Source organism: Amycolatopsis albidoflavus (assembly GCF_039525725.1).
GTDB lineage: Bacteria > Actinomycetota > Actinomycetes > Mycobacteriales > Pseudonocardiaceae > Amycolatopsis > Amycolatopsis albidoflava.
The window spans coordinates 236220-261932 of record NZ_BAAAHV010000033.1; the positions used below are offsets into that span (position 1 = coordinate 236220).

Consider the following 25713-nt stretch of genomic DNA (forward strand, 5'->3'; position numbering starts at 1 on the left):
CCTCGAATTCTCTAGACTGCGATACGTGACCGTCGTCGAAACCGTGCTCGCCCGCACCCCCGAGCCATTGCGCTCCGTGCTCGTGAAGCACCGGGAGCTGCTGAAGTTCGCGATCGTGGGCGGCACGACCTTCCTGGTCGACAACGGCGTCTGGTACCTGCTGAAGCTCAGCGTGCTGGAGTCGAAACCGACCACGGCGAAGGCGATCGCGATCATCGTCGCGACGATCGTGTCGTACGTGCTCAACCGCGAATGGTCGTTCCGCACCAGGGGCGGCCGCGAACGCGCCCACGAGGCGACGCTGTTCTTCGTGATCAGCGGCGTCGCGGTGGTGGTGAACCTCATTCCGCTGCTGATCTCGCGCTACTGGCTGCACCTGGAAGTGCCGAACGTGTCGCGCTTCGTGCAGGAGGTGGCGGACTTCGCGAGCGGGTCGATCATCGGCATGCTGCTGGCGATGGTGTTCCGGTTCTGGGGATTCAAGAAGTGGGTCTTCCCGGATGAGCTGGGCGAACGGCGGAAGGACGGGGTCACCCGGCTTCCCCGGTGACCCGGCTGGCGCTGTTCGACCTTGACGACACGCTGACCGATCTCAGCGGGGCGTTTTCCCGCTGGGCCACGGAATTCGCCGCACAGCACCGGCTCCCAGACGACGCGGCCGCCTGGCTGATCTCCGCACGGAGCGAAGGGCCGATGGACCGGTTCTTCGCCGAAGCCAGGCAGAAGTTCGAGTTGGCCGAGCCCGCTGAACAGCTGTGGGCGAGCTACCGCGCGAGAATCCCGCGGCTCGTGCAGCTCTACCCGCACGCGCTGGACGATCTCGGTACTTTGCGCGCTGCCGGATGGCGAATCGGCGTCGTCACCAATGGGATGCGGGACAACCAGTTAGCGAAGCTCCAGCGCACCGGCCTCGCCGAAGCAGTCGACGGTTACTGCATTTCCGACGCCGTAAGACTGCGCAAACCGGATCCGCGCATCTTCCGTCGAGCCGCGCAAAACTGCGGAACCACGTTGTCACCCGACGATTGGCTCATCGGTGACAGTCCACGCTTGGACATCGCAGGCGGGCACAGCGCCGGAATTCAGACCCTCTGGATCAGCCACCACCGCACGTGGCCGCAAGATCAGCAACCACCGCATCGCATCGCCGCCGACCTGGGGCAAGCCGTCCAGATCCTGCTCACCGAGGAACCGGCTCAGCGGGCCACCGCAATTCTCCCACCTCGTCCGGGCGCGGGACCTTCAAGAAAAGACTGAAAATCGCCGGACGCTTATTCGACAATTCCAGCCGTCCGCCATCCGCCTCGACCAGGGCGCGCGCCAGAGCCAAGCCAACCCCGGTCGAGCCCCCGCCGGAAAAGCCTCGTTCAAAAATGTGGGGTGCGATTTCGTCCGGCACTCCGGACCCGGTGTCCGCCACCTCGATCACCACCGTTCCCTCCGCGTCGCCGCGGCGGGCGGACAGCGTCACAGTCCCCGCGCCGTGGCGGAGGGCGTTGTCCAGCAGGACCCCGATCACCTCGCGCAGCCGCGCCGGGGTCACGCGCACCATCAAGCCGTCCGCGACCTTCAGGCGTAGATTTCGGCCCTCGACCCGCAGCAGTTGACGCCATTCCTCCGCAACGGCGGGCAGCGTCACCGGCAGGTCGACCGGCTCGGCGTCTACCTCGCGGGCGGCGCGGGCGGCGGCCAGAAGCTCATCTAGGGCTTGGGCTAGGCGGTCGGCTTGTTCCTGCGCGGCCCGGGATTCCTCCGCAACATCCGGGTCTTCGTGGCCGGTCAGCGGTTCCAACCGAAGCTGCAGAGCGGTCAACCGGCTCCGCAGCTGGTGCGAGACATCCCCGACCAGCTGCCGTTCCCGCTGCACGAGCTGCGCCAAGGCGGACCCGGACGTGTCCAAGGCCTCCGCGACCATGTCCAGTTCGGCCACGCGATACCGGCTCGGATCGGGGCGGAAATCACCACCGCCCAGGCGGGACGCGCGGTCTGCGACGTGCCGCAGCGGTTTCGCCAGGCGGCGGGCGGTCACTGTCGCCACCACCGTGCCGGTACCGACTGACAGGACCACCAGCAGCACGACCAGCAGCGTCACCTGCGTCTGTTTTGTGCGCACCGGACCGCTCGGGATCGCCAGCATTACCGTGCCGCTGCGCGCGGTCGGGACCGATTCGACCACTGGGTTCGGCCCGGGGTTCGCGCCGAGGTGCTTCTCGCTGAAACCCTCGGCGCGCACGATCAGCATGCCGCCCTCGGGAACGCCGACGCGGAATTGCTCCAGGTCGATTTCCTGGCCGTTCGCGACCTGCGTGTCCACCGTCGCGGCGATGTTGCGGGCCCGTTCGGCCAGGCTTTCCCGGTTGAGGTTCTCCACCAGCCGCCACGCGGTGACGCCGAGCGGGATGCCCAGCACGGCCGCGGTGACCAGCACGGCGAGGAGGATCGCCAGCAGGATCCGGCGGCGCATGCTCATCGGCGGCTACTCGACATTGAACCGGAACCCGACGCCGCGCACGGTCGCGATGCGCCGTTCGGCGTCGGAGTGCGCCGGTTTGGCCTGCCTGCCCGCCGCCTCGTCGGCGGCGACCGCGAGTTTGCGGCGCAGCCAGGACATGTGCATGTCGAGGGTCTTCGACGTCTTGGACTCCAGGTCGTTCCACACCTCGGCGAGGATCTCGTCGCGGCTGACGACCTGCCCGGCCCGGCTCATCAGCACGCGCAGCAGTTCGAACTCCTTGTTCGCCAGCTGCACCTCGTGGGAGTCCACTGTGACCAGTCGCGCGCCGAGATCCATCCGGACGCCGCCCGCTTCCAGCACCTCCGGCACCCGGCGGCGCAGCAGCGCACGGATCCGCGCGAGAAGTTCCGCGAGCCGGAACGGCTTGGCGACGTAATCGTCCGCGCCCGCGTCGAGGCCGACGACGAAATCGACCTCGTCGGTGCGCGCGGTGAGCATCAGCACCGGCAGTTCGGTGCCGCTCGCGCGCAGTCTGCGGCACACCTCCAGCCCGTCCATCCCGGGCAGCCCGAGGTCGAGCACGAGCAGGTCGACGCGGTGCGCGGCGGTCGCGGCGAGCACCGCCGGCCCGTCGGTGACGACCTCGATCTCGTACCCCTCCCGGTGCAGCGCGCGGGACAGCGGCTCGGCGATGGCCGGATCGTCTTCGGCAAGTAGGACCATGCTCACCTGGCCAACCTTACGGCGAACGGGCGTGAAACCATCGTGACCGTGCCTGCCTACTCGGATGACCTCGCTCTCGCCACCCGGCTGGCGGACGCCGCCGACGCGCTGACCACTGCCCGCTTCCGTGCGCTCGACCTCGCGGTGTCCGCGAAACCGGACCGCACTCCGGTGACCGACGCCGACACCGCCGTGGAGGACGCGATCCGCGAAATCCTCGCCGCGGAACGGCCCGGCGACACCGTCGCGGGCGAAGAACGCGGCGGGACCGCGGGCAGCGAAGGCCGGGCGTGGGTGATCGACCCGATCGACGGGACCAAGAACTTCCTGCGCGGCGTCCCGGTGTGGGCGACGCTGATCGCGCTCGTCGAGGACGGCACGCCGGTGGTCGGCATGATCAGCGCGCCGTTGCTGGGCCGCCGCTGGTGGGCGGCTCGCGGCGAAGGCGCGCACCTGCGCGACGCGGCGGGCGAACGGCGTCTGTCGGTGTCGAAGGTGGCGGCGCTCGGCGACGCCTATCTGTCCACGACGGACTTGAACAGCTGGACCGAGTACCACTCCCGCGAGAAGTACCTCGCGCTCACCGAGGCGTGCTGGGAATCCCGCGCGTTCGGCGATTTCTGGAGCCACTGCCTCGTTGCCGAGGGCGCGATGGACGTCGCGGCCGAGTGCATCGTGAACCCGTGGGATGTCGCCGCCGCACAGGTGATCGTCACCGAGGCGGGCGGCCGGTTCACCGATCTTTCCGGCGCGGAGACCTACGAGGGCGGCTCAGCGTTGTCCACCAACGGCCTCCTGCACGACGAGGCGCTGGAGATCCTGCGCCGTCAGTGAGCGCCGGGCAGCACGCCGACCGCGCCGCGCGCCACCTGTGACCAGGTCAGCCTGCCGAAGAGGTAGTGGCAGGCGACCTGTTCGGAGGTGAACGCGGCCCAGTCGTAGCGGTTGCCCTGCTCGCGCCAGAACACTTCCCAGCCGCCGTCGGAGGTCGGGAGCAGGCACCACGTGTTGTCCGCTTCCCGGCCGATCGACACGACTTCCTCGGGCACCCCGATGACGTCCAGCCACTTCCGGATCGACTGGGTGTTCATCGTGCCTCCCGCGTGACATCAACCAGGAATCCCAGCGTGACCAGTTCGTCCGCGGAGAGCACCGCACGGTAGCGGATTCCGCCGCCCGGCCCGTCGAACCACTCCGCCGACGTCGCTTGCCACACCGGCATCGGCTTCAGCACGCGGTAGCGACGGTAGCCCGAACGCAGCGCGGCGGGCGGCAAAGCGCGCTCCGCGAACGGCGTCCCGTCCGGTGCGAACACCCGGCCGTGATCGCTGCCGAAGCGGTCCAACAGCGTGTTTTCCGGCAGTACCACCGGATTCGGCTCTTCGACGCAGCCCTCCTCGGGCGGCCACACGTACTCGGCGCCGACCACGAACCGGCGCTCCCATTCCTGCCCCTCCGGCGGCGCATAGCCTTCGGTGACCGCCTCGGGCGGCTCCGGATCCACCGGCGGCGCGGGCGAACGGCGGAAGCCCTGTTTGACGTATCCGAGCACCGCGGTGTCGTCGAGCAACGCCGATTCCGGATGATCGAACAACGGACGCCGCGCCCCCTCGGTGTCTCCGCCAGAGGGCAGCGGCAACTGCCGGTCCGGGCGGTCCGCGGCCACCGGCAAATGCCCGAGCGGGAACATGTGGACGGCGAACAACGCGAGCACGCTTTCCCGGTCCGTGCGCGGAGAACCGACCGGCGGACGGCTGTGCGCGGGCACCACACCGGTGCCCGCGGGCGGGGTGGGCACCTCGTCGAAGCCGCGTTCGAGCAACCCGCCGTATTGCGCGGGCACGCGCACCGGGCCGGTGGCGACGTCGGTGTCTGCGGGTTCGGGTCGGTCGGACACTGGCACCCTCTTCTCGGTCGTGCCGGCACCGGGTCGGACGCTCGCTCGCGCCGGAAGGTTCCGGGCGGGCGGGGAACCCACCTTATCGGGCGACGGGGATGCGCCGCCGCACCAACGCGCGGGCCGGGGCGCGCTCCTCGACCAGCTCGAAGCCCGCGTCGGTGAACATGCCGGTCGTGCCGTGGTAGAGGTCGGCGGCGGAACGCGTCGCGTCCGACACCGGATATCCCTCGACGCTTTCCGCACCCTGCTCGGCGGCGTAGTCCACGGCGGCCCGCAGCAACGCCGTCGCCAGCCCGCGCCGACGGCCGCGCCGGTGGATGTAGAAGCAGGTCACCGACCAGACCGCGCCCGGTTCGTCCGACGCCATCACGCGCGACCGGACCAGCCGCGGATTGTCCTTCCGCGGCGACACGGCCACCCAGCCCAGCGGTTCGCCGTCGACGATTCCCAGCAGCCCCAACGGTTTCCCGTCCTGAGCCTCGCCCCGGACGTGCTCCTTGCGGCCCTCGCGGCCGGCGGCCTTGTAGTCCGGCCCGCTGAGCCGGAAGAACGAGCACCAGCAGCCGCCCTGCACCCCGCCGGGGCCGAAGAGCCGCTCGAACAACGGCCACGTCTCCGCGCTGAGCGGGACGAATTCGACGGTGCTATCCGGCAAGCGCGTTCACAACCCGCGACGGCGACGGACGGCCCAGCTGTCCGGCCATCCACACGCTGGTCTCCACCAGCTTGCCGAGGTCGACGCCGTGCTCCACGCCGAGCCCTTCCAGCAGCCAGACCAGATCCTCGGTCGCCAGGTTGCCGGTCGCCGACTCGGCGTACGGGCAGCCGCCGAGGCCGCCCGCCGACGAGTCCACAGTGGACACTCCGGCACGCAACGCGGCCTCGGTGTTGGCCAGCGCCTGGCCGTAGGTGTCGTGGAAGTGCACGGCGAGAGCGGAGGTGTCGCCGAACGCCTCGATCAGCCGGGTGACCTGGTTCGTGGTGGCGACGCCGATGGTGTCGCCGAGCGAGAGCTGCGAGCAGCCGAAGTCGAGCAGCCGCTTGCCCGCGCGCACCACCTGCTCCGCGGCGACCACGCCTTCCCATGGGTCGCCGAAACACATCGACAGGTAGCCGCGGACCTCGAGGCCCTCCTTACGAGCCCGCGTGACCACCGGTTCGAACATGGCGAACTGGTCGTCGAACGTCGAGTTCAGGTTGCGCTGGGCGAAGGTCTCGGTGGCGCTGGCGAAGATCGCGATGTGGTCGACGCCCGCGTCGAGCGCGCGGTTGAGGCCGCGGTCGTTCGGCACCAGCACGGGATAGCGGACGCCGTCGTGGCGATCCAGCCCGGCGAGCAGCTGCTCGGCGTCGGCGAGCTGCGGCACCCACTTGGGGTGCACGAAGCTGGTCGCCTCGAGAGTGGTCAGCCCGGCGCCGGCGAGCCGGTCCAGGAATTCGAGCTTGACCTCGACCGGCACGACCGAGCCCTCGTTCTGCAGCCCGTCGCGCGCCCCGACCTCCCAGATCTCGACCCGCGGCGGCAGTCCGCCCGCAGGGACCCGTTCCGGCAGGCCGACCTCTCGAGCACCCACGTCAGCGTCTCCTTCCGCGCGGTTCCCGGCCGCGCGGGGGCAGAGGTTCGGTGTCCTGCGGACCGGGCGCGCCGTGGTAGTCGTCGTAGGGATTGTCGTTGACTTCGCGGTAAATGACCGTGTGCACGTGCTCGACGTGGGGAATGTCATCGAAGCGCAGCGGCTCGTCCGAGGCCGACTCGATGATGAGCGTGCCGCAGCCGAAGATCCGGTCCATCAGGCCGTGCTCGAACTGCACGCTGTTGATCCGCGACAGCGGGATGTCGATGCCGGTGCGCTTGAGCACGCCCTCACGCGCGATCAGCCGGTCGGTGGTCACGATGAAGTGCGTCGTGCGCCAGCGGACCAGCGGCGAGAGGAACAGCCACACCACGAGGACCAGCGCCACCACCGCGATCGCGATCATCGAGACGTTGTTCCACGGCGCGGCCAGGTCCTTCGTGACCAGGAACAGCCACACCGCCGCGCCGACGGTGATCACGAACGCCAGGAACGGGAAGATCAGCATCTTGAAGTGCGGGTGGCTGTGCACCACCACGCGCTCGTTCTGGCTGAGCAAATCGTCCGGATAGGCCACGGCGGGCGCTCCCCTGCGAATGTGTGCCGATGTGGTGGATCCACCGTACCGGCGCTGGCCCCGCGCGGGCGCGCCCGTTCCGGTCAAGCCGGGCGGACGTGCACCACATCGCCGGCGAAAACGGTCAGCCGCCGCCCGTCGGCGACGTCGACCTGCAACTGGCCGGACGCGTCGAGGTCCGCGGCGCGGCCGGTGAGCGTCGACCCGTCCGGCAGCTGGACCCGGACGTCCTGGCCGAGCGTCGCGCACCGGGCGCGGTAGTCGCCGAGCAGCCCGGCCTCGGTGAGGTCTCCGCCCGCGGTGCGCCAGCGGCGTTCGAGGTCGTCGAACCTGGTCAGCAGGCCGAGCGCGATCTCGGTGCGGTCGGTGCTCGTCGCGCCCTGCTCGGCGAGCGAGGTCGCGGGCAGGCCGCCCGGACCGGCCGGGACGTCGTCGCCGAGCGGCAGCACGTTCAGCCCGATGCCCAGCACCACGGCCGCGTCGTCGGTGCCGACGGCCTCGGCGAGGATGCCCGCGCACTTGGCCCGGTCCGGCCCGGCAAGCACGTCGTTAGGCCATTTGAGGGCGACATCGACACCCAGATCGGTGGCGAGCGCGTGCACCGCGAGACCGGCGACCACCGACAGTGAACCGAGCGCGGAGAACGGCACCCCCGCCGGGCGCAGCGCGATGCTCAGGTACAGCCCGGCCCCCTTCGGCGAACTCCAGGAACGAGCCCGCCGTCCTACGCCCGCCGTCTGGTGTTCGGCCAGCAAAACAGTCCGGTCCGCCGCACCCTCGGTGAGGGCTTTCCGCAGGTCAGCGTTGGTGGAACCGGTCGTCTCCACGACGTCGAGGCGGGCGTAGCGGCCGCCGAGTCCGTCCCGCAGCCGCGCCGCGTCGAGTTCAGCCATGTGCCCACAATATGAGAGTCCCCCTAACGTGCAAGCCGTTCGCTCGTTACCCAGAGGTGCGCTCTTCTAGATTGGACGCCGTGACGCCGGAGACCCCCACCGCCGACGCGCCGCAGAAGCCCACCTGGGCTCGTGGCGCGCTGTATCGAGGGCTCGTGGCGTTGCCGCTGGTCGCCGGACTCGCCACCGCGGGCTGGCTGGTCGCCGGGCGCGATCAGCCCGCTCCCGTTCCGGCGCAGGCCGCCCTCACCGCGCCAGTGCCGACGCAGACCGTCAGCGGTCCGTCGGTGCTGCAGGCTAGCGCTCCGGTGCAAGCGCAGGAACCGGCGCAGGGCGCGGCTGGCGGAGGCGGCGGTCCGGCTCCGCTGCAGAAGTGGGCGGATTCGCTCGCCGGGCCGCTCGACATCCCGGCGCCCGCGTTGCTCGGCTACGCGAACGGCGAGCTGACCATGCGCAAGGAGCGGCCGGACTGTCACCTCTCGTGGGTCACGCTGGCGGGCCTGGGCGTCGCCGGCAACAACCACGGCCGCAGCGACGGTGCCGCGATGGGGCTTTCGACGCCGCAGTGGAAGAAGTACGGCGCGCAGATTCCCGGCATCGCGAACCCGGCGCTGTCCGACCCGTCGTCCGCCTCCGTCGCCGCGGGCCGCGCACTGTGCGCGAGCGGCGTCGACCTGTCCGCAGGCAACGGCTGGTGGAAGGCGCTGGCCGGTTACGAGAACGGCAGCGGCATGGAGCTGTTCCGGCAGCGGGTGCTCGGCTACGCCCAGCTGTACGCGACGCTGTCCCTGGACCCGGCGAAGTCGAACGCGCCTTCGGTGCACGCCGCGCGATTCGCGCTCGGCCAGCTCGGCCTGCCGTACGTGTGGGGCGGCAACGGCCCCGACGCGGGCGCGGCCGGCTTCGACTGCTCGGGTCTCACCAAGGCTTCCTACGACAGCGCTGGGGTTTCCCTGCCGCGTACGGCGGACAGCCAGTACCGCTCGATGCCGCAGGTTCCGGGCGGCCAGGAACCGCAGCTGGGCGATCTCGTGTTTTACGGCAGCCCGGCGCACATCCACCACGTGGGGCTGTATCTCGGGAACGGCCTGATGATCAACGCGCCGACTGAGGGGCAGGCGATCCAGATCCACACGTTCCACCGGCCTGGCGACGATTACGCCGGGGCGGGGCATCCGGCGAACTGACGTCAGACGGGTCCGGCCGCGGCCATGACGGCTTGCCACGGGGTCGCGTCGAAAATCAGGAGGATCGACGTGATGCGCCCGTCGGCGAGGCGGAAGTGTTCGGCGGTGCGCTGGGTGCCGACCGGTGAGGCGGTGCGCACGTCGTAGACCAAGGTGGCTTCGGTGTCGCTGTACAGCTCGCTGATCATCTCGACGCCGGTGACTATGGACAGCATTCCGTCGATTCCGTCGAGGTGGCCCGTCGGGCTTTCCGAAGCGATGAACGGGCTGCGGAAGCTGAACTTCTCGCCGATTTGGGCCGCGGCGGCCGGAACGTCGCCCCGGAACCGGGCTTCGTGATAGGCCCGGACGGTGCGCCGGGTTTCCGTGGTCATCGTGCCTCCGAGGAAAGGTGCTGCTCGATCTGGCGCTGGTTTTCCGCCAGGCGAAGGCACAGGTGCCGATATTGAGCGAGTTCTTCCGGGCTGAAGCCGCGGAACAGGGCGGTCATCGCGCGTTGGGTCGGCTCGCGGAAGGAAGCCAGCCATTCGCGACCGGCGGGCGTGATCCTGGCGCGGACCGACCGGCGGTCGTGCTGGTCTTGGACGCGTTCGGCCAGCTGATCGCGGGCGAGGGTGTCGACCAAGCCGGTGACGTTCCGCGAACTGACCCCCGCGGCGCGAGCGAGCTCGCCGATGCTGAGTCCCGTTTCGGGGCCGCTGCTCAACCGAGAGAGGACATCGAGCGCTCCCGTGCTGAGACCGCGTCCGCCCGCACCGTGTCCGCGCAGCCGGTCGACAGCTTGTGCCGCGGAGCGGATCGCCGCGGCTGCTTCCAACGCGAGAGTGTCCCCGCCCAGCGCGAACGCGCTCATCGCTTCCCGGACCCCTGAGTCGTAGAGCAGACCCGCTTCGTCCGTGGTCGAGGATTTATGTACGTCCTTCATAATGAAGGCATTCTATACTTAGCCCGAGGGCTCGGCGCAAGCGGCAAGATTCCCGTTTCCGCACGCAGCACCCGTCTGTCGCTTATGCTCCCGAGCATTCTTCCTGACGGGAAAGGCACGCCATGTCCGCTCGCATCCTCCCCTTTCTGGCCGTGGGCGCTGCCCTTCTGATCGCCAGCTGTTCCGGCGAAAGCGGCGGAACAGCTTCTCCCGCGCCCTCGACCGCGCCCGCGTCTTCCTCGGCCGCAAAGCCCTCGCCGTCGGCCTCTGCCGCACCCCCGTCGTCGTCGGCTGCCGAGGCCACCGGCGGTGACGCGGTCGAGCGGTATGAAGCCTTCATGCACGCCGCGGGCAAGGAGGACCTCGCGACGGTCTGCGAGATCGCCGGTCCGGCCGCCAAGAAGGCGGAGAACGAGGGCATGGGTCCGTGCGAGAAGACGATGCCGATGGCGTTCCAGCTGATCTCCCCGACCCAGAAGAAGGCCCTGCAGACCGCGACGGTCGACCGTTCCAAGATCAAGGACGGGGCCAAGAAGGTCGAGATCCCGGCGCGCGCGGTGAAGGCGTCGGTCAAGTTCACCGACAGCGACCTCGGCGACGCGGTTATGGAGAATCGCGGCGGCAAGTGGTACGTAGTCGACTGACCCAATGCGCGGCACCCGCGCGGCGGGCTACTTCGGCGGCCTTGCGGTAGTGCTCCTCCGGCGACAGTCCTAATCGGACAGCCAGCTCGCCTAGGTAATACGCGACCGGCCCCAGCGTCACCACGCCGGAACCGGCGCCGGCCAGTTCGTTCTCCGCTGGGATCAGTCGCTCGTACAGCTCGCGCGCGTCTCCGGTCTCGACGGTGAGGCAGGCGCGCAGCTCCAGGAACAGATCCGGGCGCTCTGGCGGCAGTGTGAAGTCCACTGTGGACTCCAGGTCGTGCTGGACGTAAAGGCAATGCCGGGCGAGCGGCAGCAGGCCACGGTCCACTCCGGACATTCCGCTGCCGGACAACCTGGCCGCGGCGCTGCGATAGGCGGCTTCCGCAGCGGCGACCGGGCCGGTGACGGCCAGGCGGAGCGCGCGGTACCAGTCGGTGAACACGCTGACGAGCGGGAGGTCGTACTGCTCCCCCAGCCGATCCGCTGCCGCCGCGTGAGTGTCGGCGGCAGTGAAATCGGCGAGCGCTGAGCGGGCTTGCATCAGCACGAGGTGACCGAGCACCTCGAACGTCACTAATCGGTGCCGGGCAGCGAGTTCGACCAATTCTTCGCCGATCCGGGCGCGTTCCGGAGCCAGGCCGGCGCGGGTGAAGGTCTGCGTCCAGCGGGCGTTCAACGCCAACGCGAGCAGCGCCGGATCCCCGACGGCGCGTGCCAGTTTTTCCGCTTCGACGGCCGCGTCGTGGGCGCGTTGACCGCCTTCGTTGCGCAGTTCCAACGCGATGGTCGCCAGTAACCGGGCACGGATGAGCGGGTCAGTGGCGTGGACGCGGTCGGCGGCGTCGGCGATGCGGCGGGCCAGCGCCGGGTCGTCGTTCTCGGTCCAGATTCCTGGCACGTCGAACGCGGTCAGAACCCGGATGGTCAACGCGGTGTCGTCACCGGCGAGGTCCAAAGCCTCGGCGCGGTAACGGCGCGCGGCGGCCAAAGACCCGGTGAACGCGGACGTCCGGGCAAGGCCCATCAGCAATTCGACAGTACGCGGTCCTTGCGCCAAAGCGGCTTGCCAGAGCCGAAGTGCTTCGTGCGGCGCAAAATCCCGTTCGGCGCGTTCCGCCGCAGCTTGCGCATAGGCGGTACCGCGATCGTCTCCGGCGAGCAGAAAATGATGGGCCAGCAAGGAAACCTCAGACGGTCGACGGCTGGCCAAAGCCTCGCCGACTTCACGGTGCAGTTGCGCGCGCCGAGCCAGCGAAAGGTCGTCGTAGACAGCGTCGCGGACGAGCGCATGTGCGAACCGGAAAGCTCGCGGTCCGCTTTCGGTCAGAAATCCTGCCTGTACCGCGGTTTCCAGCTCATCCAGGACGTCGCCGAGCAACCCGAGGTCGACGTCCGCCCCGATGACCGCGGCTTTTCCGAGCACCGCACGCACCTGGTCCGGCAGCGCGGCGATCCGGTTCCGGACGACGTCGCGTACTCCGTCCGGCAAGTCGCCTTCGGCATCCAATGCGCGAGCTAATTCCTTGACGAAGAACGGATTTCCGCCAGACCGCCGATGAATCACCGCCGCGGATTCGGGACCGACCAACTCGGCTACCGCCTCGACCGAAAGCCCGCTTAGATACAGCCGAATCGGGTCGGCGCGCGCGAGTCTGCCCAGCGCCGCAGTAAGTTCTGCGGAGACTTCGGTGGTTCGGTACGTCGCGATCAACAACACTGGAGATGCGGTCATCGACGTCAGCAGCGCCAGGGTTTCCTCGCCCGCCCACTGCAAATCGTCGAGGACGAGCAGCAGCGGGCCCCGGCGAGCGACCTCCGCGATCCGCGCGGTCATCGCCTGGTGCCATTCGAACCGCGCCACCGCCGGATCACCGCCTGCAGACCGGGGCGGGACCGGTTCGCCCAGCGCGGCGAGAATCCGCGTCCACGGCCAGGCGGGCGGCACCCCGGTGCCGTCGGGATTCACGCCCCACGCCGTCGTCCAGCCGAGCCGTGCGGCGAATTCCTCGACCAGCGCGGTCTTGCCCGCGCCTGCCTCGCCGGACACGAGCACGAGCCGGAATCGCTTGCGCTCAGCCACTTCCGCCGCGACTTCGGCAAGCCGCGTCAGCTCAGGGTCTCGCCCGGCCAACCGGCCCGGAACCGACGGTGCCAACTGCGGAGCCTGCGCGAGGATGTCCTGCTCCACCTGCCGCAACGCCGGTCCAGGATCGACGCCCAGCTCCGCCGCCAACCCGGACCGCGCCCGACGCAACGCGGCAAGCGCATCACCCTGACGTCCAGCGCGGTACAACGCGAGGGCCAGCAGCCGCCACGCTTCCTCGCGCAGCGGATGAGCGTCCACAAGGGACTCCAGATCCGGTACCGCTTCGGCGGCGCGGCCGAGATCCAGCAAGCCAGCAGCCCGCCGTTCCAAGGCGAGCAACCGCAGTTCGTCAAGCCGAGTCCGTTCCGCGCGCGCCCACGGCTCGTCGGCGAACTCCGCGTACGGCTCGCCCCGCCACCAGCCGAGCGCCTCGTCCAGTTGCGCGACCGACGGCGTCCCCCGCAGCAACGCCTCGAACCGCCACGCGTCGACCTGCTCCGGTTCAGCGCGCAGCGCATAACCCGGCCCAGCGGTGACCAGCAGTTTCGCGGGCGTCCGCGGCGGCCGGTCCGGTTCGAGCGAACGCCGCAGCGCGCCGACGAAGGTCTGCACCGCGCCGACCGCACCCGCCCGCGGAACGGCCCACAACGCGTCGACCAGCGCGTCCGTCGAAACCACCTGTCCACGGGCAACGAGCAGCCGGGCGAGCACCGCACGATGCCGCGGCCCGGGCAACGTCACCGGCCCGCGCGCGTCGTGGGCCGTCAGCGGGCCCAGCACCGAAAACGAGATGGTCATCAATTCCGTACTGTAATCAGCTCAGTCGGCGCTGATCGGTTGCTGATCGGCCCGGCGCACGCTGGGTCGCATGAACTTCGACTACCAGCGGGTGCCCGTCGCGGACGGCGTGTCCCTCAACGTGGCGGTCGCGGGCTCCGGCTCGCCGATCGTCCTGCTGCACGGCTTCCCGCAGACCCACCTGATGTGGCGGCACGTCGCCGCCGACCTCGCCGCCGACCACACCGTCCTGTGCCCGGACCTGCGCGGCTACGGCGACAGCGACAAACCCGCCGACACCGGCGAGACCTACTCGAAGCGCACCATGGCCGCCGACGTCGTCGCCCTCGCCCGCGCCTTCGGCCACGAACAGTTCGCGCTGGCCGGACACGACCGCGGCGCGCTCGTCGCGATCCGCGCCGGCCTCGACCACCCGGACCACGTGTCCCACCTGGCCATCCTCGACGTGCTGCCGACGCTGGACATGTGGGACGTGCTGCACGGCGTCACCGCGTCCGTCGCCTTCCACCTCTACCTCATGGCGCAGCCGCCCGGCCTTCCCGAGCAGCTGATCAGCGGCGCGCCGGACGCGTTCTTCAGCTACTTCCTCGACCAGTGGGGCGCCGACCCGGAGTCCATCCCGGCCGATATCCGCGCCCGGTACCTCGAAGCGAGCCGGAACGCCGTTCCGTCGATCGTCGCCGACTACCGCGCTTCCGCGGGCATCGACCTCGAACACGACCGCATCGACCGCGACGCGGGCCGCCAATTGAAGATGCCGACCACGGTCCTGCAGCAGGGCTGGGGCGACGCGCTGGGCTTCGACGCGGCCGCGCTCTGGCGCGCGTGGGCACCGGACTGCGTGCACGAAACCGTACACAGTGGACATTTCATGGCCGAGACTTCCCCTGCCAGCGTTACGAAATCACTGCGGGACCTGCTCGCACGCTGACCCTTCGAAAGTCGTGCCCCGGACGAGTGGTCGCCAGTAATTCACCCACCGACCGCTCTCCGGGACACCTCCGCCGTGGCACGGTCTATGCCGCTCCCACCTGAGCGCATTTCCCGACCGATCTTGGAGGACCTGTGTTCCGCAAGCGGATCGTGGCCGCCGTCGCGACGGCAATTCTCGGCGCGGCAACCGCCGCCCAACCAGCCTCAGCAGCGGCAACCGTGCCCACCTTCGACCACGTCGTGCTCGTGATGTTCGAGAACGAGTCGTCGACGTCGATCGACTCGACCACCGCGCCCTACTTCGCCTCGCTCGCCGCGCAGGGCGCGAACTTCACCGACTCCCACGCGCTCACCCACCCGAGCCAGCCGAACTACGTCGCCCTGTTCTCCGGCGACACCCAGGGCGTCACCGACGACACCTGCCCGCAAAACCTCGGCGCGGTGGACAACCTCGGTTCGCAGCTCGCCGGCGCGGGGAAGACCTTCACCGGCTACTCGGAGTCGATGCCGTCCGACGGTTACACCGGCTGCTCGTCCGGCGAGTACCGGCGCAAGCACAACAGCTGGGTCGACTTCTCGAACGTGCCCGCGTCGAGCAACCTGCGCTACTCGCAGTTCCCGTCGGACTACTCGCAGCTGCCCAGCGTCTCGTTCGTGACCCCGAACATGTGCAACGACATGCACGACTGCTCGGTCGGCACCGGCGACACCTGGCTGAAGAACAACCTCGACGGCTACGCACAGTGGGCCAAGACGCACAACAGCCTGCTGATCGTGACGTTCGACGAGGACGAAGGCACCTCGACGAACCAGATCTACACCAGCTTCACCGGCGCGCACGTGAAGCAGGGGGACTACTCGGAAACGATCAACCACTACACCGTGCTGCGCACCATGGAGGCCGCCAACGGTCTCCCCGGCATCGGCAACGCGGCGAACGAGACGCCGATCTCCGACGCCTGGCAGTGACGCGCGCCGGTCGCGGCTCCCACGCCGGGGCCGCGACCGGGGTGCGCCCAGCTGTGCCGAACTGGAATGTCAGACTGGTCCGACCAGCGGATCTGACAACCAGGGAGAGCGATGGGCGACGGGCAATCTGCCGCCGAGGTGCTCTCCGCGGAACTCGCCGCACTGCGCGCGCGGGCCGGGAATCCGTCATTTCGCAAGATGGCCGACCGCTCCGGCCAGATCTCGCACACCACGCTGCACGAGGCAGTTCGCGGCACCCGGTTCCCGTCGTGGGACACCACCCGCGAGTTCGTCCGGGCGTGCGACGCGGACGAACAGCAGTGGCGGCGACGCTGGGAAGAACTGAAAGGCGTGCCGCCGGAACCTGAGGTCGCCGCACCGACCGAGGTCGAGATCGTCAAAACGGCCGCGGTCGCGTCGGCGGAACCGGTGCTGATCACCTCGGACCCGGTCGCCCCGGAGAAACCCCGGCGCCGCCGCAAGTACGCGCTGGCCGCGGTCGCGTTCGTCGTCGTGCTGCTCGCCGCTGTCGCCGCCATCGTGGTGCCGAAGCTGAACAGCGGCACCATGGTCGACGTCGGTGCGCGCCTCCCCGGCGACAATTCCCAGTTCGTCGGCGACGTGACCGTGCCCGACGGCACCGTGATCCACGTCGGCGAGACCGTTCAAAAGGTGTGGGAGCTGAAGAACACCGGCTCGGTGGCCTGGCATCAGCGGTACCTGCAGCGGATGGACCTGCCGCCGGCCCCGGGCTCGTGCCGCACCCCGGACCGGGTGCTGATCGGCGACACCCCGCCCGGCGACCACGTGATGGTGAGCGTTCCGCTGACCGCCTCGCCCGCGCCGGGGCGCTGCTGGATCGGCTGGAAGATGGTCGACGCGCACGGCGCGGAGTTCTTCTCGACCCGCCGCCCGGTGTATGTACTGGTGACCGTCGTCTCCTGACGCGTGTCAGATTCTGTAAGACCTGGTCATCGGGGTACCGAACACCCAGCCCGCTCGATGAGGATGAGTGCCGCTGGGGGTCGGTCCGTGGCAGCTTGCGAACAGCGCTGCCACGGACCGCCGCATTCAGGCCGGACGGCGGAACGTCGTCCGGTAGGCGCTCGGCGAAACCCCGAGCGCGGCCTGCAGGTGCTGGCGCAGCGACGCCGCCGTCCCGAATCCGCACGCCGCGGCGACCCGGTCCACCGGCAGCTCCGACTCCTCCAGCAACTGCCGCGCGCGCTCCACTCGCTGCTGGGTCAGCCACTGCAGCGCGGACATCCCGACCTCGTCCCGGAACCGCCGGGTGAACGTCCGCGTGCTCATCGACTCGCGCACCGCCAGGTCGCGCAGCGTGATCGGCTGGTCGAGATGCTCCAGCGCCCACGCCCGCGCGGCCGCCGTGGAAGACGACCTCGGCTCCGGCACCGGACGGCGGATGAACTGGGCCTGACCGCCTTCGCGATGCGGCGAAACGACCGTGCCGCGGGCGACCTCGTTGGCGACCGTCGCGCCGAAATCGCGGCGGATCATGTGCAGGCAAAGGTCGATGCCGGACGCGACGCCTGCCGAGGTGAAGACGTTGCCGTCCTCGGTGTAGAGCACGTCCGGGTCGAGCTGCACGCGCGGGTATTCGAGCTGGAATTCGCACGCCGAACGCCAGTGCGTGGTCGCGCGCCGGCCGTCGAGCAGGCCCATCGCGGCGAGCACGTACGCGCCGGTGCAGATCGAGGCGATCCGGCTGTCCGGGCACACCAGGCTCATCGCGTGCTTGAGCTGCGGGGTCAGCTGCCGTCCGGTGGGCTCGTACTCGAGCGACGACGCGGGCACGATCACCGTGTCGGCCTCGGCGACCGCCTCGGGACCCTGCGCGACCGGGATGGTGAAGTCCGAATCGGTGCGGATGTCGCCGGGCTCCGGCGTGCAGGTGACGACCTCGTACAACCGCTCGCCGTCCGCGGATTTGGCCTGGCCGAACAGCCGGTGGACGATGCCGAGCTCCATCACGAGCATGCCGTGCCGCACCAGCACCGCGACCTTGTGCCGCTCCGGATGACGAAAAACAGTCATGGCCCGATTCTTGCACAAGGTGGCCATCGGGCCACTGTTTTGACCGTTTCGCCGGTTGCACCCTGACCTCATGAACGTCTTGTGGATCTACGCCCACCCCGACCCCGCCTCCCTCAACGGCGCACTCCGCGACGAGGGCGTCACCACCCTTCGCGACCTCGGCCATGACGTGCGCGAATCCGACCTCTACGCGATGCGTTGGAACCCGATCGTCGACGAGATCGCCACCGTGCCCGAGGACGTCCGGATCGAGCACGAAAAGCTGGATTGGGCGGACACCGTCGTCGTGCAATTCCCGCTGTGGTGGGCGGACACGCCGGCCATCCTCAAAGGCTGGTTCGACCGCGTTTTCGTGCAGGGATACGGCTACGACTACCGCGACGAAACCGGCCACACCCTGCGCTACGGCAACGGCGTGCTGGCCGGGAAACGCGCGATGGTCATCGTGACCGCCGGGGCGCACGAGGACAGCCTCGGCCCGCGCGGCGCGCACGGTTCGCTGGACGATCTGCTGTTCAACGTCCAGCACGCCACGCTCTTCTACACCGGCATGACGGTCCTGCCGCCGCTCAAAGTGACCGGCACGAACCGGATGACGCCGGAGAAGTTCGACTGCGTCGCCGAGCAGCTGCGCAAACGTTTGCATTCCCTGGAAACGACCGATCCGCTGCCGTATCGCACCCAGGACGGCGGCGACTACGACCGGCGGCTCGTCCTGCTGCCCGAGGTCGCCCCAGGTCAGACCGGGTACGCGGTGCACCTGACGGCTTGACCCGTATATACCTCCGTGGTTATATACGGGCATGGCGATCCTGCGAACCACTCCTGGCGGACGACCGAGCGTGAAACTCGAACGGACCCTGGCGCATCCACCGGAGAAGGTGTGGCGCGCGGTCACCTCGCCCGAGGAGCTGGCGCACTGGTTCCCGGCCGCCGTCGCCCTGCCGGAAACCCCGGCCCCGGGCGGGAAGATCACGTTCACCTTCACCGAGACCGGGGACGTCAGCGAGGGCGAGATCCTCGGTTACCGGCCGCCGGAGGTCTTCGAGTTCACCTGGAACTCGGACCTGATCCGGATCGAGGTGTCAGCCGACGGCGCGGGCAGCAAGCTCGCTTTCACGCACGTCTTCAACCGCGGCGAACCGGACATCGCCCTGCTCGGCGCGGGACGGCACGTCACCGGCTGGGTCGCCTGCCTGGATTCCCTCGAAGCCGCGCTGGACGGCCGGGAGCCGGACATGCCGACCGACTGGCACGCGCGGATGGTGCACTACATCGAGGAATTCGGCCTGGAGGACGGCGAAGTCCTGGACGGCGGAACGATCCGCTTCCGCCGCGACCTGGTCTGGCCGCCTGCCGAGGACGTCTGGAATCGCTTGCCGCAGCCGGAAGACGGGGCGGAGGTGCTGGAATCGCGGTCGCCGGAAGTGCTGGCCTACACCTGGCTGCACGACGGGAAACCGGCCGGGCGCGTGCGATGGGAAGTGACCGCGGATCCGCTGGACGGCGTGCGGGTGGAGCTGACCCAGACCGTTCCGGCGGAGCTCGCCGATCAGCTGCCGGACCTGCTGACGGCTCGGCATGAGCAGCTGAACGCGTTGTTCGCCGGGACGTTCAAGGTGGAGCTGGAGCCGTGGTCGGCGGAGCGGCGCGCCGAGGTCAGGAAGCGGTACAGCTAGCCGAGAGCGGTGTTGTACGGCGAAAACCGCACCTCCGCCGGCCCCGGCAACGCTTTTCCGTGGAGCACCAGCCGCGGCGCCGGACCGTGGACCGCCAGCCCGCGCGCCTCGCACCACGCCGACAGCTCCGGGAACCGGTGATCCACGGCTAGCCGAAGATCGCCGGACGTGGTGCGGGCGATGCCGCGAATCAGCGCGCGAGCCTGCTCCTCGTCAGCCGCCACCACGGGACCGATCACCAAGACTCCGGCCTGCGCGGTGCCGAGCGCATAACCGTCGTCAGTCACGTAGACGTGGTCGGCCTCAAACAGCATGCGGTTCAACAACTCCCGCCGCGCGAAGCCCTGTGCAGCACTGTCCAATTCATACACTCGCGCCACGTCCGCCGGACCGATCGGCCGCGACCCCGGGCCTCCGTCGTCAATGAATCGGCCACGATGGTCGTCGCAGCCGCCGTCGAACTCGAAGCCCAGCGATTCGTACAGCGGACGCGCGTTTTCCGTGGTGTGCAAGGACACCACGGCGTCACCGGCTTCGCCGAGCGCCCGCGCGGTCACGCGACGGCCGAGCCCCTGCCGCGCGAATCGCTCCGCGACGACGACCATCGACACGCTCGCGGTCGGCCCGGTCCGGGTGAGCACCGCCGCCGCGGCGAGGCCGCCGTCCGGGGCGTCGATGCCGAATCCGCGGCCGACGTCCAGCAGCATCGCCCATTTCCGTTCTTCGCGCGGCCACCCGCGATCGGTTCCGAGGTCGAGGCAAGCGGACAGGTCGGCGGGCCCGAGCGAGCGGACCGAGGCGTCGGCGAGCAGCACGCTCCCCACCCTAGGCCGGAGAACGCCCGCCAGGGCCTGCTCGACGCCGAAAATTCAACTGACGCCCGCCATAGGCTTTGCTGGTGACCGACTCCGAAGTGCTGCCCGTCCAGCAGGTTCTCGGCGACGGCCAGTTCGCCGAAGTCGGCGAGGTGCGGCTGACCGAGGCCGATTCCCGTACGGGCTATGTGGCCGTCGGGGGTGCGCTGGGACGTCCGCTGTGGGCCGGGCACAGCGTGGAGAGTTCGTCCGGCCCGACCGCCTGGAACCGTGTCGGCGTCTACCGCGCGGGCACGCTCGAATGCGTTCACCTCGTGCGCCTGCATTGGCCGGTCAACGCGTTGGCGTTCCATCCGGAGCTGCCGATCCTGGCCATCGGCTCCGGGTCGTACGACGGCGGCTATTTCTACGAAGGCGAGCTGACCGTTCTCGACCTCGAATCCGGCCGCGCGACCTCGTTGCTGAAGGACCGCCGTGAGGTCACCGAACTTCGCTGGCGCGACCGGCACACCCTCGACGCGAAAATTTCGGTCCCCACCGAGGACGACGAGGAGGAACTCGATACCTCCGCGCTGGCAGTCGCCATCACCGTGCCGGACTGGCGAGTGGTGAAGTCCCGTTCGCTGCAGATCAACGGCGTCGCTGTGGCACCAACCGCCACGCCGTTCGCCCCGGAGAAACGCCGACGGCAGGTGTGGGCGGTCGCCGCGTTGAGCGACGGGCGGATTCTCGCCAGTCTTGATCGGGTCGCCGTGGAGTGCTGGTCAGCCACCGGCGAACGGGAATGGTCCGTGCCTGCCTCGGGCGTCGGGTGCCAGCTCTACGTCGACCCCGCCGAGAACACCGCCGTCCTCAACACCTGGACTGGCTGGACCGGATCGGCCTCGACCGTCGAACGCGTCCGGCTGGCCGACGGACACGTCGAACCGCTCCGGGCTTTCGATCGCCCCGCCGTGGTCGTCACCGACGAAACCGGACAGCTCGCGATCCGCCTCGAAACCGGCCCGACCGAGGTACTGCCATCGGAAAGCCGGGTCGAACTCGGCCGCTACGACCTGTTCAACCACTTCTTCGACATCCGCCGTGCCCCCGCCCTGGTGTTCCTGCAGGGCATGGGGCAGAAAGCGCACCAGGACAAATGGGTCGTCGCCTTCGATCCCGCACGACGGCGAACCGAGCGCTTGTTTCCCCTCGAATGGGACCCGGCGCAAGGCAGGCACCTCTTCGGCGGCCCCGGCGTGTTCGTCGACGGATCGATCGTCCACGCCACCGCGGTCCACAACGGAGCCGGACTCCTGCCCGGCAACTCCTGCGTCGTCCGCCGCTCCTATCCCGACGGAAAAGCCCAGTGGGTCTTCACCGCCGACCACCAGGTCACCGCGATCGACACCATCGGGTACACCGTCTACGTCACGTTCAACTCCGGCGAGCTCGTCGCCCTCGACGCCGCCGACGGTCGCGAACTCGGAAGACAGCACCTGCAGGTCAACGGACACCCCGTCGTCCCGCTCTCGCTGAGCGCACGAAGCCCGGACCGGCTAGTCATCGGCACGCTCGACGGCCGCGTCCTGGTGTGCGAAACAGCGACGAGGGAGTCCTACGCCACACGCGCGGCAACCGCGCAGTAGCTAAGCTCCGCCACATGAGCAGTGCGACGCAGCCGCTCGGGACGCCGCCCGAGGGAGAACCGGACATCCACACGACGGCCGGCAAGCTCGCGGATCTCTACCGCCGCTACGACGAGGCCGTGCACGCCGGTTCGGCGCGCGCGATCGAGAAACAGCACGCCAAGGGCAAGAAAACCGCCCGCGAGCGGATCGATCTGCTGCTCGACGAGGGCTCGTTCGTCGAGCTGGACGAGCTGGCACGGCACCGCTCCACGAACTTCGGGCTGGAGAAGAACCGCCCGTACGGCGACGGCGTCGTCACCGGGTACGGCACCGTCGACGGGCGTCCGGTGTGCGTGTTCAGCCAGGACGTCACCGTCTTCGGCGGCGCGCTCGGCGAGGTCTACGGCGAGAAAATCGTCAAGGTGATGGACCTGGCGATCAAGACCGGCCGTCCGATCATCGGCATCAACGAGGGCGGCGGCGCGCGGATCCAGGAAGGCGTCGTCTCGCTCGGCCTGTACGGCGAGATCTTCCGCCGCAACACCATGGCCTCCGGCGTCATCCCGCAGATCTCGCTGATCATGGGCGCGAACGCGGGCGGGCACGTCTACTCCCCCGCGCTCACCGACTTCGTCGTGATGGTGGACGAGACGTCGCAGATGTTCATCACCGGACCGGACGTCGTGAAGACGGTGACCGGCGAGGACGTCACCTTCGAGGAACTCGGCGGCGGGCGCACGCACAACACCAAGTCGGGCGTCGCGCACTACCTCGGTTCCGACGACGAGGACGCCATCGCCTACGTCAAGGAACTGCTCTCCTACCTGCCGCAGAACAACCTGTCCGAGCCGCCGGAGTTCGACGCGGACGCGCCGCCGGCCGGGTTCTTCGAGAACGTCACCGACACCGACCGCGAGCTCGACACGCTCATCCCGGACTCGCCGAACACGCCGTACGACATGCACGAGGTCGTCACCCGTGTGCTCGACGACGGCGAGTTCCTCGAGGTGCACGAGCTGTTCGCGCCCAACATCCTGGTCGGCTTCGGCCGGGTGGACGGCCAAAGCGTCGGCGTCGTCGCGAACCAGCCGACGCAGTTCGCCGGCTGCCTCGACATCGACGCGTCCGAGAAGGCCGCGCGGTTCGTGCGGACCTGCGACGCGTTCAACATCCCGGTGCTGACCTTTGTGGACGTTCCCGGTTTCCTTCCCGGCACCGACCAGGAGTGGAACGGCATCATCCGCCGCGGCGCGAAGCTGATCTACGCGTACGCGGAGGCGACCGTCCCGCTGATCACGGTGATCACGCGCAAGGCCTACGGCGGCGCGTACGACGTGATGGGCTCCAAGCACCTCGGCGCGGACATCAACCTGGCCTGGCCCACCGCGCAGGTCGCGGTGATGGGCGCGCAGGGCGCGGCGAACATCGTGCACCGCAAGACGCTGGCGAACGCGGCGGCGGAGGGTCGCGACGTGGACGCGTTGCGCGCCGATCTGATCCAGGAGTACGAAGACACGCTGCTCAACCCGTACGCGGCGGCCGAACGCGGTTACGTCGACTCGGTGATCGTGCCCGCGCACACCCGCGGCCACGTCGCCAAGGCGCTGAGCCTGCTGCGCGGCAAGCGCGAATCGATGCCGCCCAAGAAGCACGGCAACATCCCCCTGTGAGGTCGCGATGACGGACGCTCCCCTGCTCCGCGTGGTCCGCGGCAACCCGGACGACGCCGAACTCGCCGCGCTCACCGCGGTGGTGGCCACGGTTGCTTCGGCGTCGGCACCCGCTCCAGCGCGGCGTCGTACCTCGTGGTGGGGCGACCGGTCGGCCGCGGTGCACGCGCCGATCGCAGCTGGTGACGGGGCCTGGCGCGCCTCGTCGTTGCCTCGCTGAAGTCTCGCTGGTTGATCCCGGTTTCCGAGCCGGGATCAACTTTTTGCCCACCTGCTAGACTCATTTTCTAAAGTTGGATATTGAGTCGAAGGCGGCACCGTGGACGAGCACCTCATCCGGGAAACCGAGAAGATCGCGGTCGCGGTCGGCCGGATGTTCCCCGGGCTGTGCGAGGTCGTGCTGCACGACCTGCGGGATCCGGACCACGCGATCCGCGCGATCGAGAACAACCTGTCCGGCCGCCAGGTCGGCGACCCGGCCACCGAACTGGGGTTGCAGCGGATCAGCGACCCGGACTACCCGAGCGTCCTGCAGAACTACCCGAACCAGTTCCCGGACGGGCGGCCGGTCAAAAGCACGTCGATCGGCATCAAAAACGCCGCGGGCGAGTACGTCGCCGCGCTGTGCCTGAATCTCGACATCTCGGCGCTGTCGCCGCTCACGCACACGCTGACCAGCCTGGTCGCCACCGACGCCGCACAGCCCGGTGTCGTCGAAGACCTGCGCTCCCGCACGTCGCGTGAACTGCGAGAACGGATCGAACGCGCGGCCGGTGGCAGCCCGCGTTCCCTTTCCCGCGAGGCCAAACGCGACCTCGTCCGCCGGTTGCGCGACGAGGGGTACTTCGAATCCCGCGACGCCGCCCAGATCATCGCCGACCTGCTCGGCGTATCCCGGGCGACTGTCTACAACTACGCGAAATGAGCCCGTCGATGACCGATGAGTCGTTTTCCGTACAGGTTAAGCAAGTTCTGGCCAACATCGACGCCTGTCTCGCCGCTGCTGGCACGAGCCGGGATCGACTGTTGTCAGTCAATGCGTAGGGTCGAGCACCCTCCACTTTGGAGCGAAGGTCGAAGTGCAGGAAATTGCCGCCATCTGAGGAAACACTGGCTGACCCGGACACGCCGTTCGCCGTCGTCGAGCTTTCCCGTGCCCAGCGCAACGCTGAATTTTTAGCGCAGAGGATGCGCGAACTCGGCGTTTCCCTTCGTCCACACACGAAAACGGCGAAGGCTCTACCCGCGACGGCGTTGATGCACGGTGGAAAGCCAGGCCCGATCACGGTGTCGACGCTGGCCGAGGCAGAAGCCTTCGCCGACGGCGGCTACACCGACATCACGTACGCCGTCGGCATCGATCCGCACAAGCTCCCGCGCGTGATTGCGTTGCTGCGACGGGGTATCACCGTGCGCGTGTTGCTGGACAGCGTCGCGCAAGCCTCCGCGGTAACCGCTGCAGCACGGGAAGCCGGGCTACGGATTCCGTCGCTGATCGAGGTCGACTGCGACGGCCACCGTGGCGGCGTACTGCCCGAAGACCCCGCATTGCTTGCCATCGGACGACAGCTGCACGACTGTCTCGACGGTGTCCTCGTACACGCCGGTGAGTCCTACTTCGCGACAACCCCGGCAGCGCAACGCGAAGCCGCCGCGCACGAACGTGACGTCGCTGTCGCTGCAGCACAACGCCTTCGCGACGAAGGCCTGTACGCAGGCACCGTCAGCGTCGGCTCGACCCCGACCGCACACGCAGCCGACGACCTCACTGGCGTCACCGAAGTCCGCGCTGGCAACTACGTCTTCTTCGACCTGGTGATGGCCGGGCTCGGCGTCTGCCGCGTCGAAGACCTTGCGCTGTCCGTGGTCGTCACCGTGATCGGACACCGCCCCGAGCACGGCTGGATCCTCACTGACGGCGGCTGGATGGCGTTGTCGCGAGACCGAGGCACCGCGAATCAAGCCGTCGACCAGGGATACGGCCTGGTCGCCGAGCTCGACGGCACCCTGGTGCCCGGCCTCGTGGTGACCGGCGCGAGCCAGGAACACGGAATCCTCACCACCCGCGACGGACATCCGCTGCCCGACCTGCCGATCGGCACCCGCCTGCGCGTCCTGCCCAACCACGCGTGTGCCACCGCCGCACAGCACAGCGGCTACCGGATCGTGGAGAACAGCCGTCTCGTCGGCACGTGGCAGCGGCTAAGCGGCTGGTGA

At 69.1% G+C, this 25713-nt stretch carries 28 protein-coding genes; 15 read left to right on the top strand and 13 right to left on the bottom strand.

Features of this window, described 5'->3' with window-relative positions:
• Positions 1-25: 25 nt before the first annotated feature.
• Complete coding sequence (locus ABD156_RS47475; protein WP_344288785.1) at positions 26-550, top strand: GtrA family protein; 525 nt, start codon at positions 26-28, stop codon at positions 548-550.
• Positions 547-1257: an HAD family hydrolase gene (locus ABD156_RS47480; protein WP_344288787.1), complete on the top strand. Its 711-nt coding sequence runs from the start codon at positions 547-549 to the stop codon at positions 1255-1257. The genes ABD156_RS47475 and ABD156_RS47480 overlap by 4 nt, the downstream gene beginning before the upstream one ends.
• Here the strand turns inward: ABD156_RS47480 and ABD156_RS47485 are convergent.
• Both ABD156_RS47485 and ABD156_RS47490 read right to left on the bottom strand, forming a co-directional pair.
• Positions 1181-2464: an ATP-binding protein gene (locus tag ABD156_RS47485; protein ID WP_344288916.1), complete on the bottom strand. Its 1284-nt coding sequence runs from the start codon at positions 2462-2464 to the stop codon at positions 1181-1183. The genes ABD156_RS47480 and ABD156_RS47485 overlap by 77 nt on opposite strands.
• A gap of 12 nt (positions 2465-2476) precedes the next feature.
• A complete protein-coding gene (locus ABD156_RS47490) occupies positions 2477-3178 on the bottom strand; it encodes a response regulator transcription factor (protein ID WP_009072764.1) in 702 nt (233 codons plus the stop codon).
• Positions 3179-3220: 42 nt separating this feature from the next.
• On the opposite strand from ABD156_RS47490, the gene hisN reads away from it, so the two are divergent.
• Positions 3221-4012: a histidinol-phosphatase gene (gene hisN, locus ABD156_RS47495; protein ID WP_344288789.1), complete on the top strand. Its 792-nt coding sequence runs from the start codon at positions 3221-3223 to the stop codon at positions 4010-4012.
• Here the strand turns inward: hisN and ABD156_RS47500 are convergent.
• The 6 genes from ABD156_RS47500 to ABD156_RS47525 form a co-directional block, all read right to left on the bottom strand.
• Positions 4006-4269 (bottom strand): hypothetical protein, encoded by a 264-nt coding sequence (locus ABD156_RS47500; RefSeq protein ID WP_344288791.1) that lies wholly within the window; start codon positions 4267-4269, stop codon positions 4006-4008. The genes hisN and ABD156_RS47500 overlap by 7 nt on opposite strands.
• The gene (locus tag ABD156_RS47505) at positions 4266-5075 is read right to left on the bottom strand and encodes a TNT domain-containing protein (RefSeq protein ID WP_344288793.1); all 810 of its coding nucleotides are present in this window, start codon (positions 5073-5075) and stop codon (positions 4266-4268) included. The genes ABD156_RS47500 and ABD156_RS47505 overlap by 4 nt, the downstream gene beginning before the upstream one ends.
• Positions 5076-5157: 82 nt before the next feature.
• A complete protein-coding gene (locus ABD156_RS47510; RefSeq protein WP_344288795.1) occupies positions 5158-5733 on the bottom strand; it encodes a GNAT family N-acetyltransferase in 576 nt (191 codons plus the stop codon).
• A complete protein-coding gene (locus ABD156_RS47515; RefSeq protein WP_116204770.1) occupies positions 5723-6652 on the bottom strand; it encodes a hydroxymethylglutaryl-CoA lyase in 930 nt (309 codons plus the stop codon). Before ABD156_RS47515 ends, ABD156_RS47510 begins: the two co-directional genes overlap by 11 nt.
• A 1-nt stretch (position 6653) precedes the next feature.
• Positions 6654-7229 (bottom strand): PH domain-containing protein, encoded by a 576-nt coding sequence (locus ABD156_RS47520; RefSeq protein ID WP_344288797.1) that lies wholly within the window; start codon positions 7227-7229, stop codon positions 6654-6656.
• Between the two features lie 83 nt (positions 7230-7312).
• Positions 7313-8122, bottom strand: coding sequence for a biotin--[acetyl-CoA-carboxylase] ligase (locus ABD156_RS47525; protein ID WP_344288799.1), 810 nt, complete (start codon positions 8120-8122; stop codon positions 7313-7315).
• A gap of 80 nt (positions 8123-8202) precedes the next feature.
• Between ABD156_RS47525 and ABD156_RS47530 the strand changes: the two genes are divergently transcribed.
• Positions 8203-9309: a C40 family peptidase gene (locus tag ABD156_RS47530; protein ID WP_344288801.1), complete on the top strand. Its 1107-nt coding sequence runs from the start codon at positions 8203-8205 to the stop codon at positions 9307-9309.
• Between the two features lie 2 nt (positions 9310-9311).
• Here the strand turns inward: ABD156_RS47530 and ABD156_RS47535 are convergent, their stop codons facing one another.
• Together ABD156_RS47535 and ABD156_RS47540 are read right to left on the bottom strand one after the other, a co-directional pair.
• Positions 9312-9683 carry a nuclear transport factor 2-like protein gene (locus ABD156_RS47535; protein ID WP_344288803.1) on the bottom strand — a complete coding sequence of 124 codons (372 nt, stop codon included), beginning with the start codon at positions 9681-9683 and terminating at the stop codon, positions 9312-9314.
• Positions 9680-10234 carry a MarR family winged helix-turn-helix transcriptional regulator gene (locus tag ABD156_RS47540; protein ID WP_344288805.1) on the bottom strand — a complete coding sequence of 185 codons (555 nt, stop codon included), beginning with the start codon at positions 10232-10234 and terminating at the stop codon, positions 9680-9682. The genes ABD156_RS47535 and ABD156_RS47540 overlap by 4 nt, the downstream gene beginning before the upstream one ends.
• 152 nt (positions 10235-10386) lie before the next feature.
• Between ABD156_RS47540 and ABD156_RS47545 the strand changes: the two genes are divergently transcribed.
• Complete coding sequence (locus tag ABD156_RS47545) at positions 10387-10878, top strand: hypothetical protein (RefSeq protein WP_344288807.1); 492 nt, start codon at positions 10387-10389, stop codon at positions 10876-10878.
• On the opposite strand, the gene ABD156_RS47550 is transcribed toward ABD156_RS47545, so the two are convergent.
• Positions 10838-13765 carry an ATP-binding protein gene (locus ABD156_RS47550; RefSeq protein ID WP_344288809.1) on the bottom strand — a complete coding sequence of 976 codons (2928 nt, stop codon included), beginning with the start codon at positions 13763-13765 and terminating at the stop codon, positions 10838-10840. The two genes, ABD156_RS47545 and ABD156_RS47550, sit on opposite strands and share 41 nt — an antisense overlap.
• Before the next feature lie 70 nt (positions 13766-13835).
• Here ABD156_RS47550 and ABD156_RS47555 point away from each other — a divergent pair, with 70 nt between their 5' ends.
• From ABD156_RS47555 to ABD156_RS47565, 3 genes are all read left to right on the top strand, one after another.
• Positions 13836-14696: an alpha/beta fold hydrolase gene (locus tag ABD156_RS47555; RefSeq protein WP_344288811.1), complete on the top strand. Its 861-nt coding sequence runs from the start codon at positions 13836-13838 to the stop codon at positions 14694-14696.
• 134 nt (positions 14697-14830) lie between these two features.
• On the top strand, positions 14831-15667 hold the full coding sequence (locus ABD156_RS47560) for an alkaline phosphatase family protein (RefSeq protein ID WP_344288813.1): 837 nt from the start codon (positions 14831-14833) through the stop codon (positions 15665-15667).
• Between the two features lie 111 nt (positions 15668-15778).
• Positions 15779-16612 (top strand): NBR1-Ig-like domain-containing protein, encoded by an 834-nt coding sequence (locus tag ABD156_RS47565; protein WP_344288815.1) that lies wholly within the window; start codon positions 15779-15781, stop codon positions 16610-16612.
• Between the two features lie 126 nt (positions 16613-16738).
• On the opposite strand, the gene ABD156_RS47570 is transcribed toward ABD156_RS47565, so the two are convergent.
• Positions 16739-17722, bottom strand: a complete 984-nt coding sequence (locus ABD156_RS47570; RefSeq protein WP_344288817.1) for a GlxA family transcriptional regulator — start codon at positions 17720-17722, stop codon at positions 16739-16741.
• Positions 17723-17792: 70 nt separating this feature from the next.
• Between ABD156_RS47570 and ABD156_RS47575 the strand changes: the two genes are divergently transcribed.
• Complete coding sequence (locus ABD156_RS47575; RefSeq protein WP_344288819.1) at positions 17793-18494, top strand: NAD(P)H-dependent oxidoreductase; 702 nt, start codon at positions 17793-17795, stop codon at positions 18492-18494.
• A 31-nt stretch (positions 18495-18525) separates the two neighbouring features.
• Entirely contained in the window at positions 18526-19401 is an 876-nt protein-coding gene (locus ABD156_RS47580; protein WP_344288821.1) for an SRPBCC domain-containing protein, read from the top strand.
• Here the strand turns inward: ABD156_RS47580 and ABD156_RS47585 are convergent.
• Entirely contained in the window at positions 19398-20216 is an 819-nt protein-coding gene (locus ABD156_RS47585) for a GNAT family N-acetyltransferase (protein ID WP_344288823.1), read from the bottom strand. The two genes, ABD156_RS47580 and ABD156_RS47585, sit on opposite strands and share 4 nt — an antisense overlap.
• An 83-nt stretch (positions 20217-20299) precedes the next feature.
• On the opposite strand from ABD156_RS47585, the gene ABD156_RS47590 reads away from it, so the two are divergent.
• From ABD156_RS47590 to ABD156_RS47610, 5 genes are all read left to right on the top strand, one after another.
• On the top strand, positions 20300-21844 hold the full coding sequence (locus ABD156_RS47590) for a hypothetical protein (RefSeq protein ID WP_344288825.1): 1545 nt from the start codon (positions 20300-20302) through the stop codon (positions 21842-21844).
• Positions 21845-21858: 14 nt separating this feature from the next.
• Positions 21859-23496, top strand: coding sequence for an acyl-CoA carboxylase subunit beta (locus ABD156_RS47595; RefSeq protein ID WP_344288827.1), 1638 nt, complete (start codon positions 21859-21861; stop codon positions 23494-23496).
• A gap of 7 nt (positions 23497-23503) precedes the next feature.
• Positions 23504-23716 carry an acyl-CoA carboxylase subunit epsilon gene (locus tag ABD156_RS47600; protein WP_344288829.1) on the top strand — a complete coding sequence of 71 codons (213 nt, stop codon included), beginning with the start codon at positions 23504-23506 and terminating at the stop codon, positions 23714-23716.
• A gap of 99 nt (positions 23717-23815) precedes the next feature.
• A complete protein-coding gene (locus ABD156_RS47605) occupies positions 23816-24421 on the top strand; it encodes a helix-turn-helix transcriptional regulator (protein ID WP_344288831.1) in 606 nt (201 codons plus the stop codon).
• A gap of 164 nt (positions 24422-24585) precedes the next feature.
• Positions 24586-25713, top strand: coding sequence for an alanine racemase (locus ABD156_RS47610; protein ID WP_344288833.1), 1128 nt, complete (start codon positions 24586-24588; stop codon positions 25711-25713).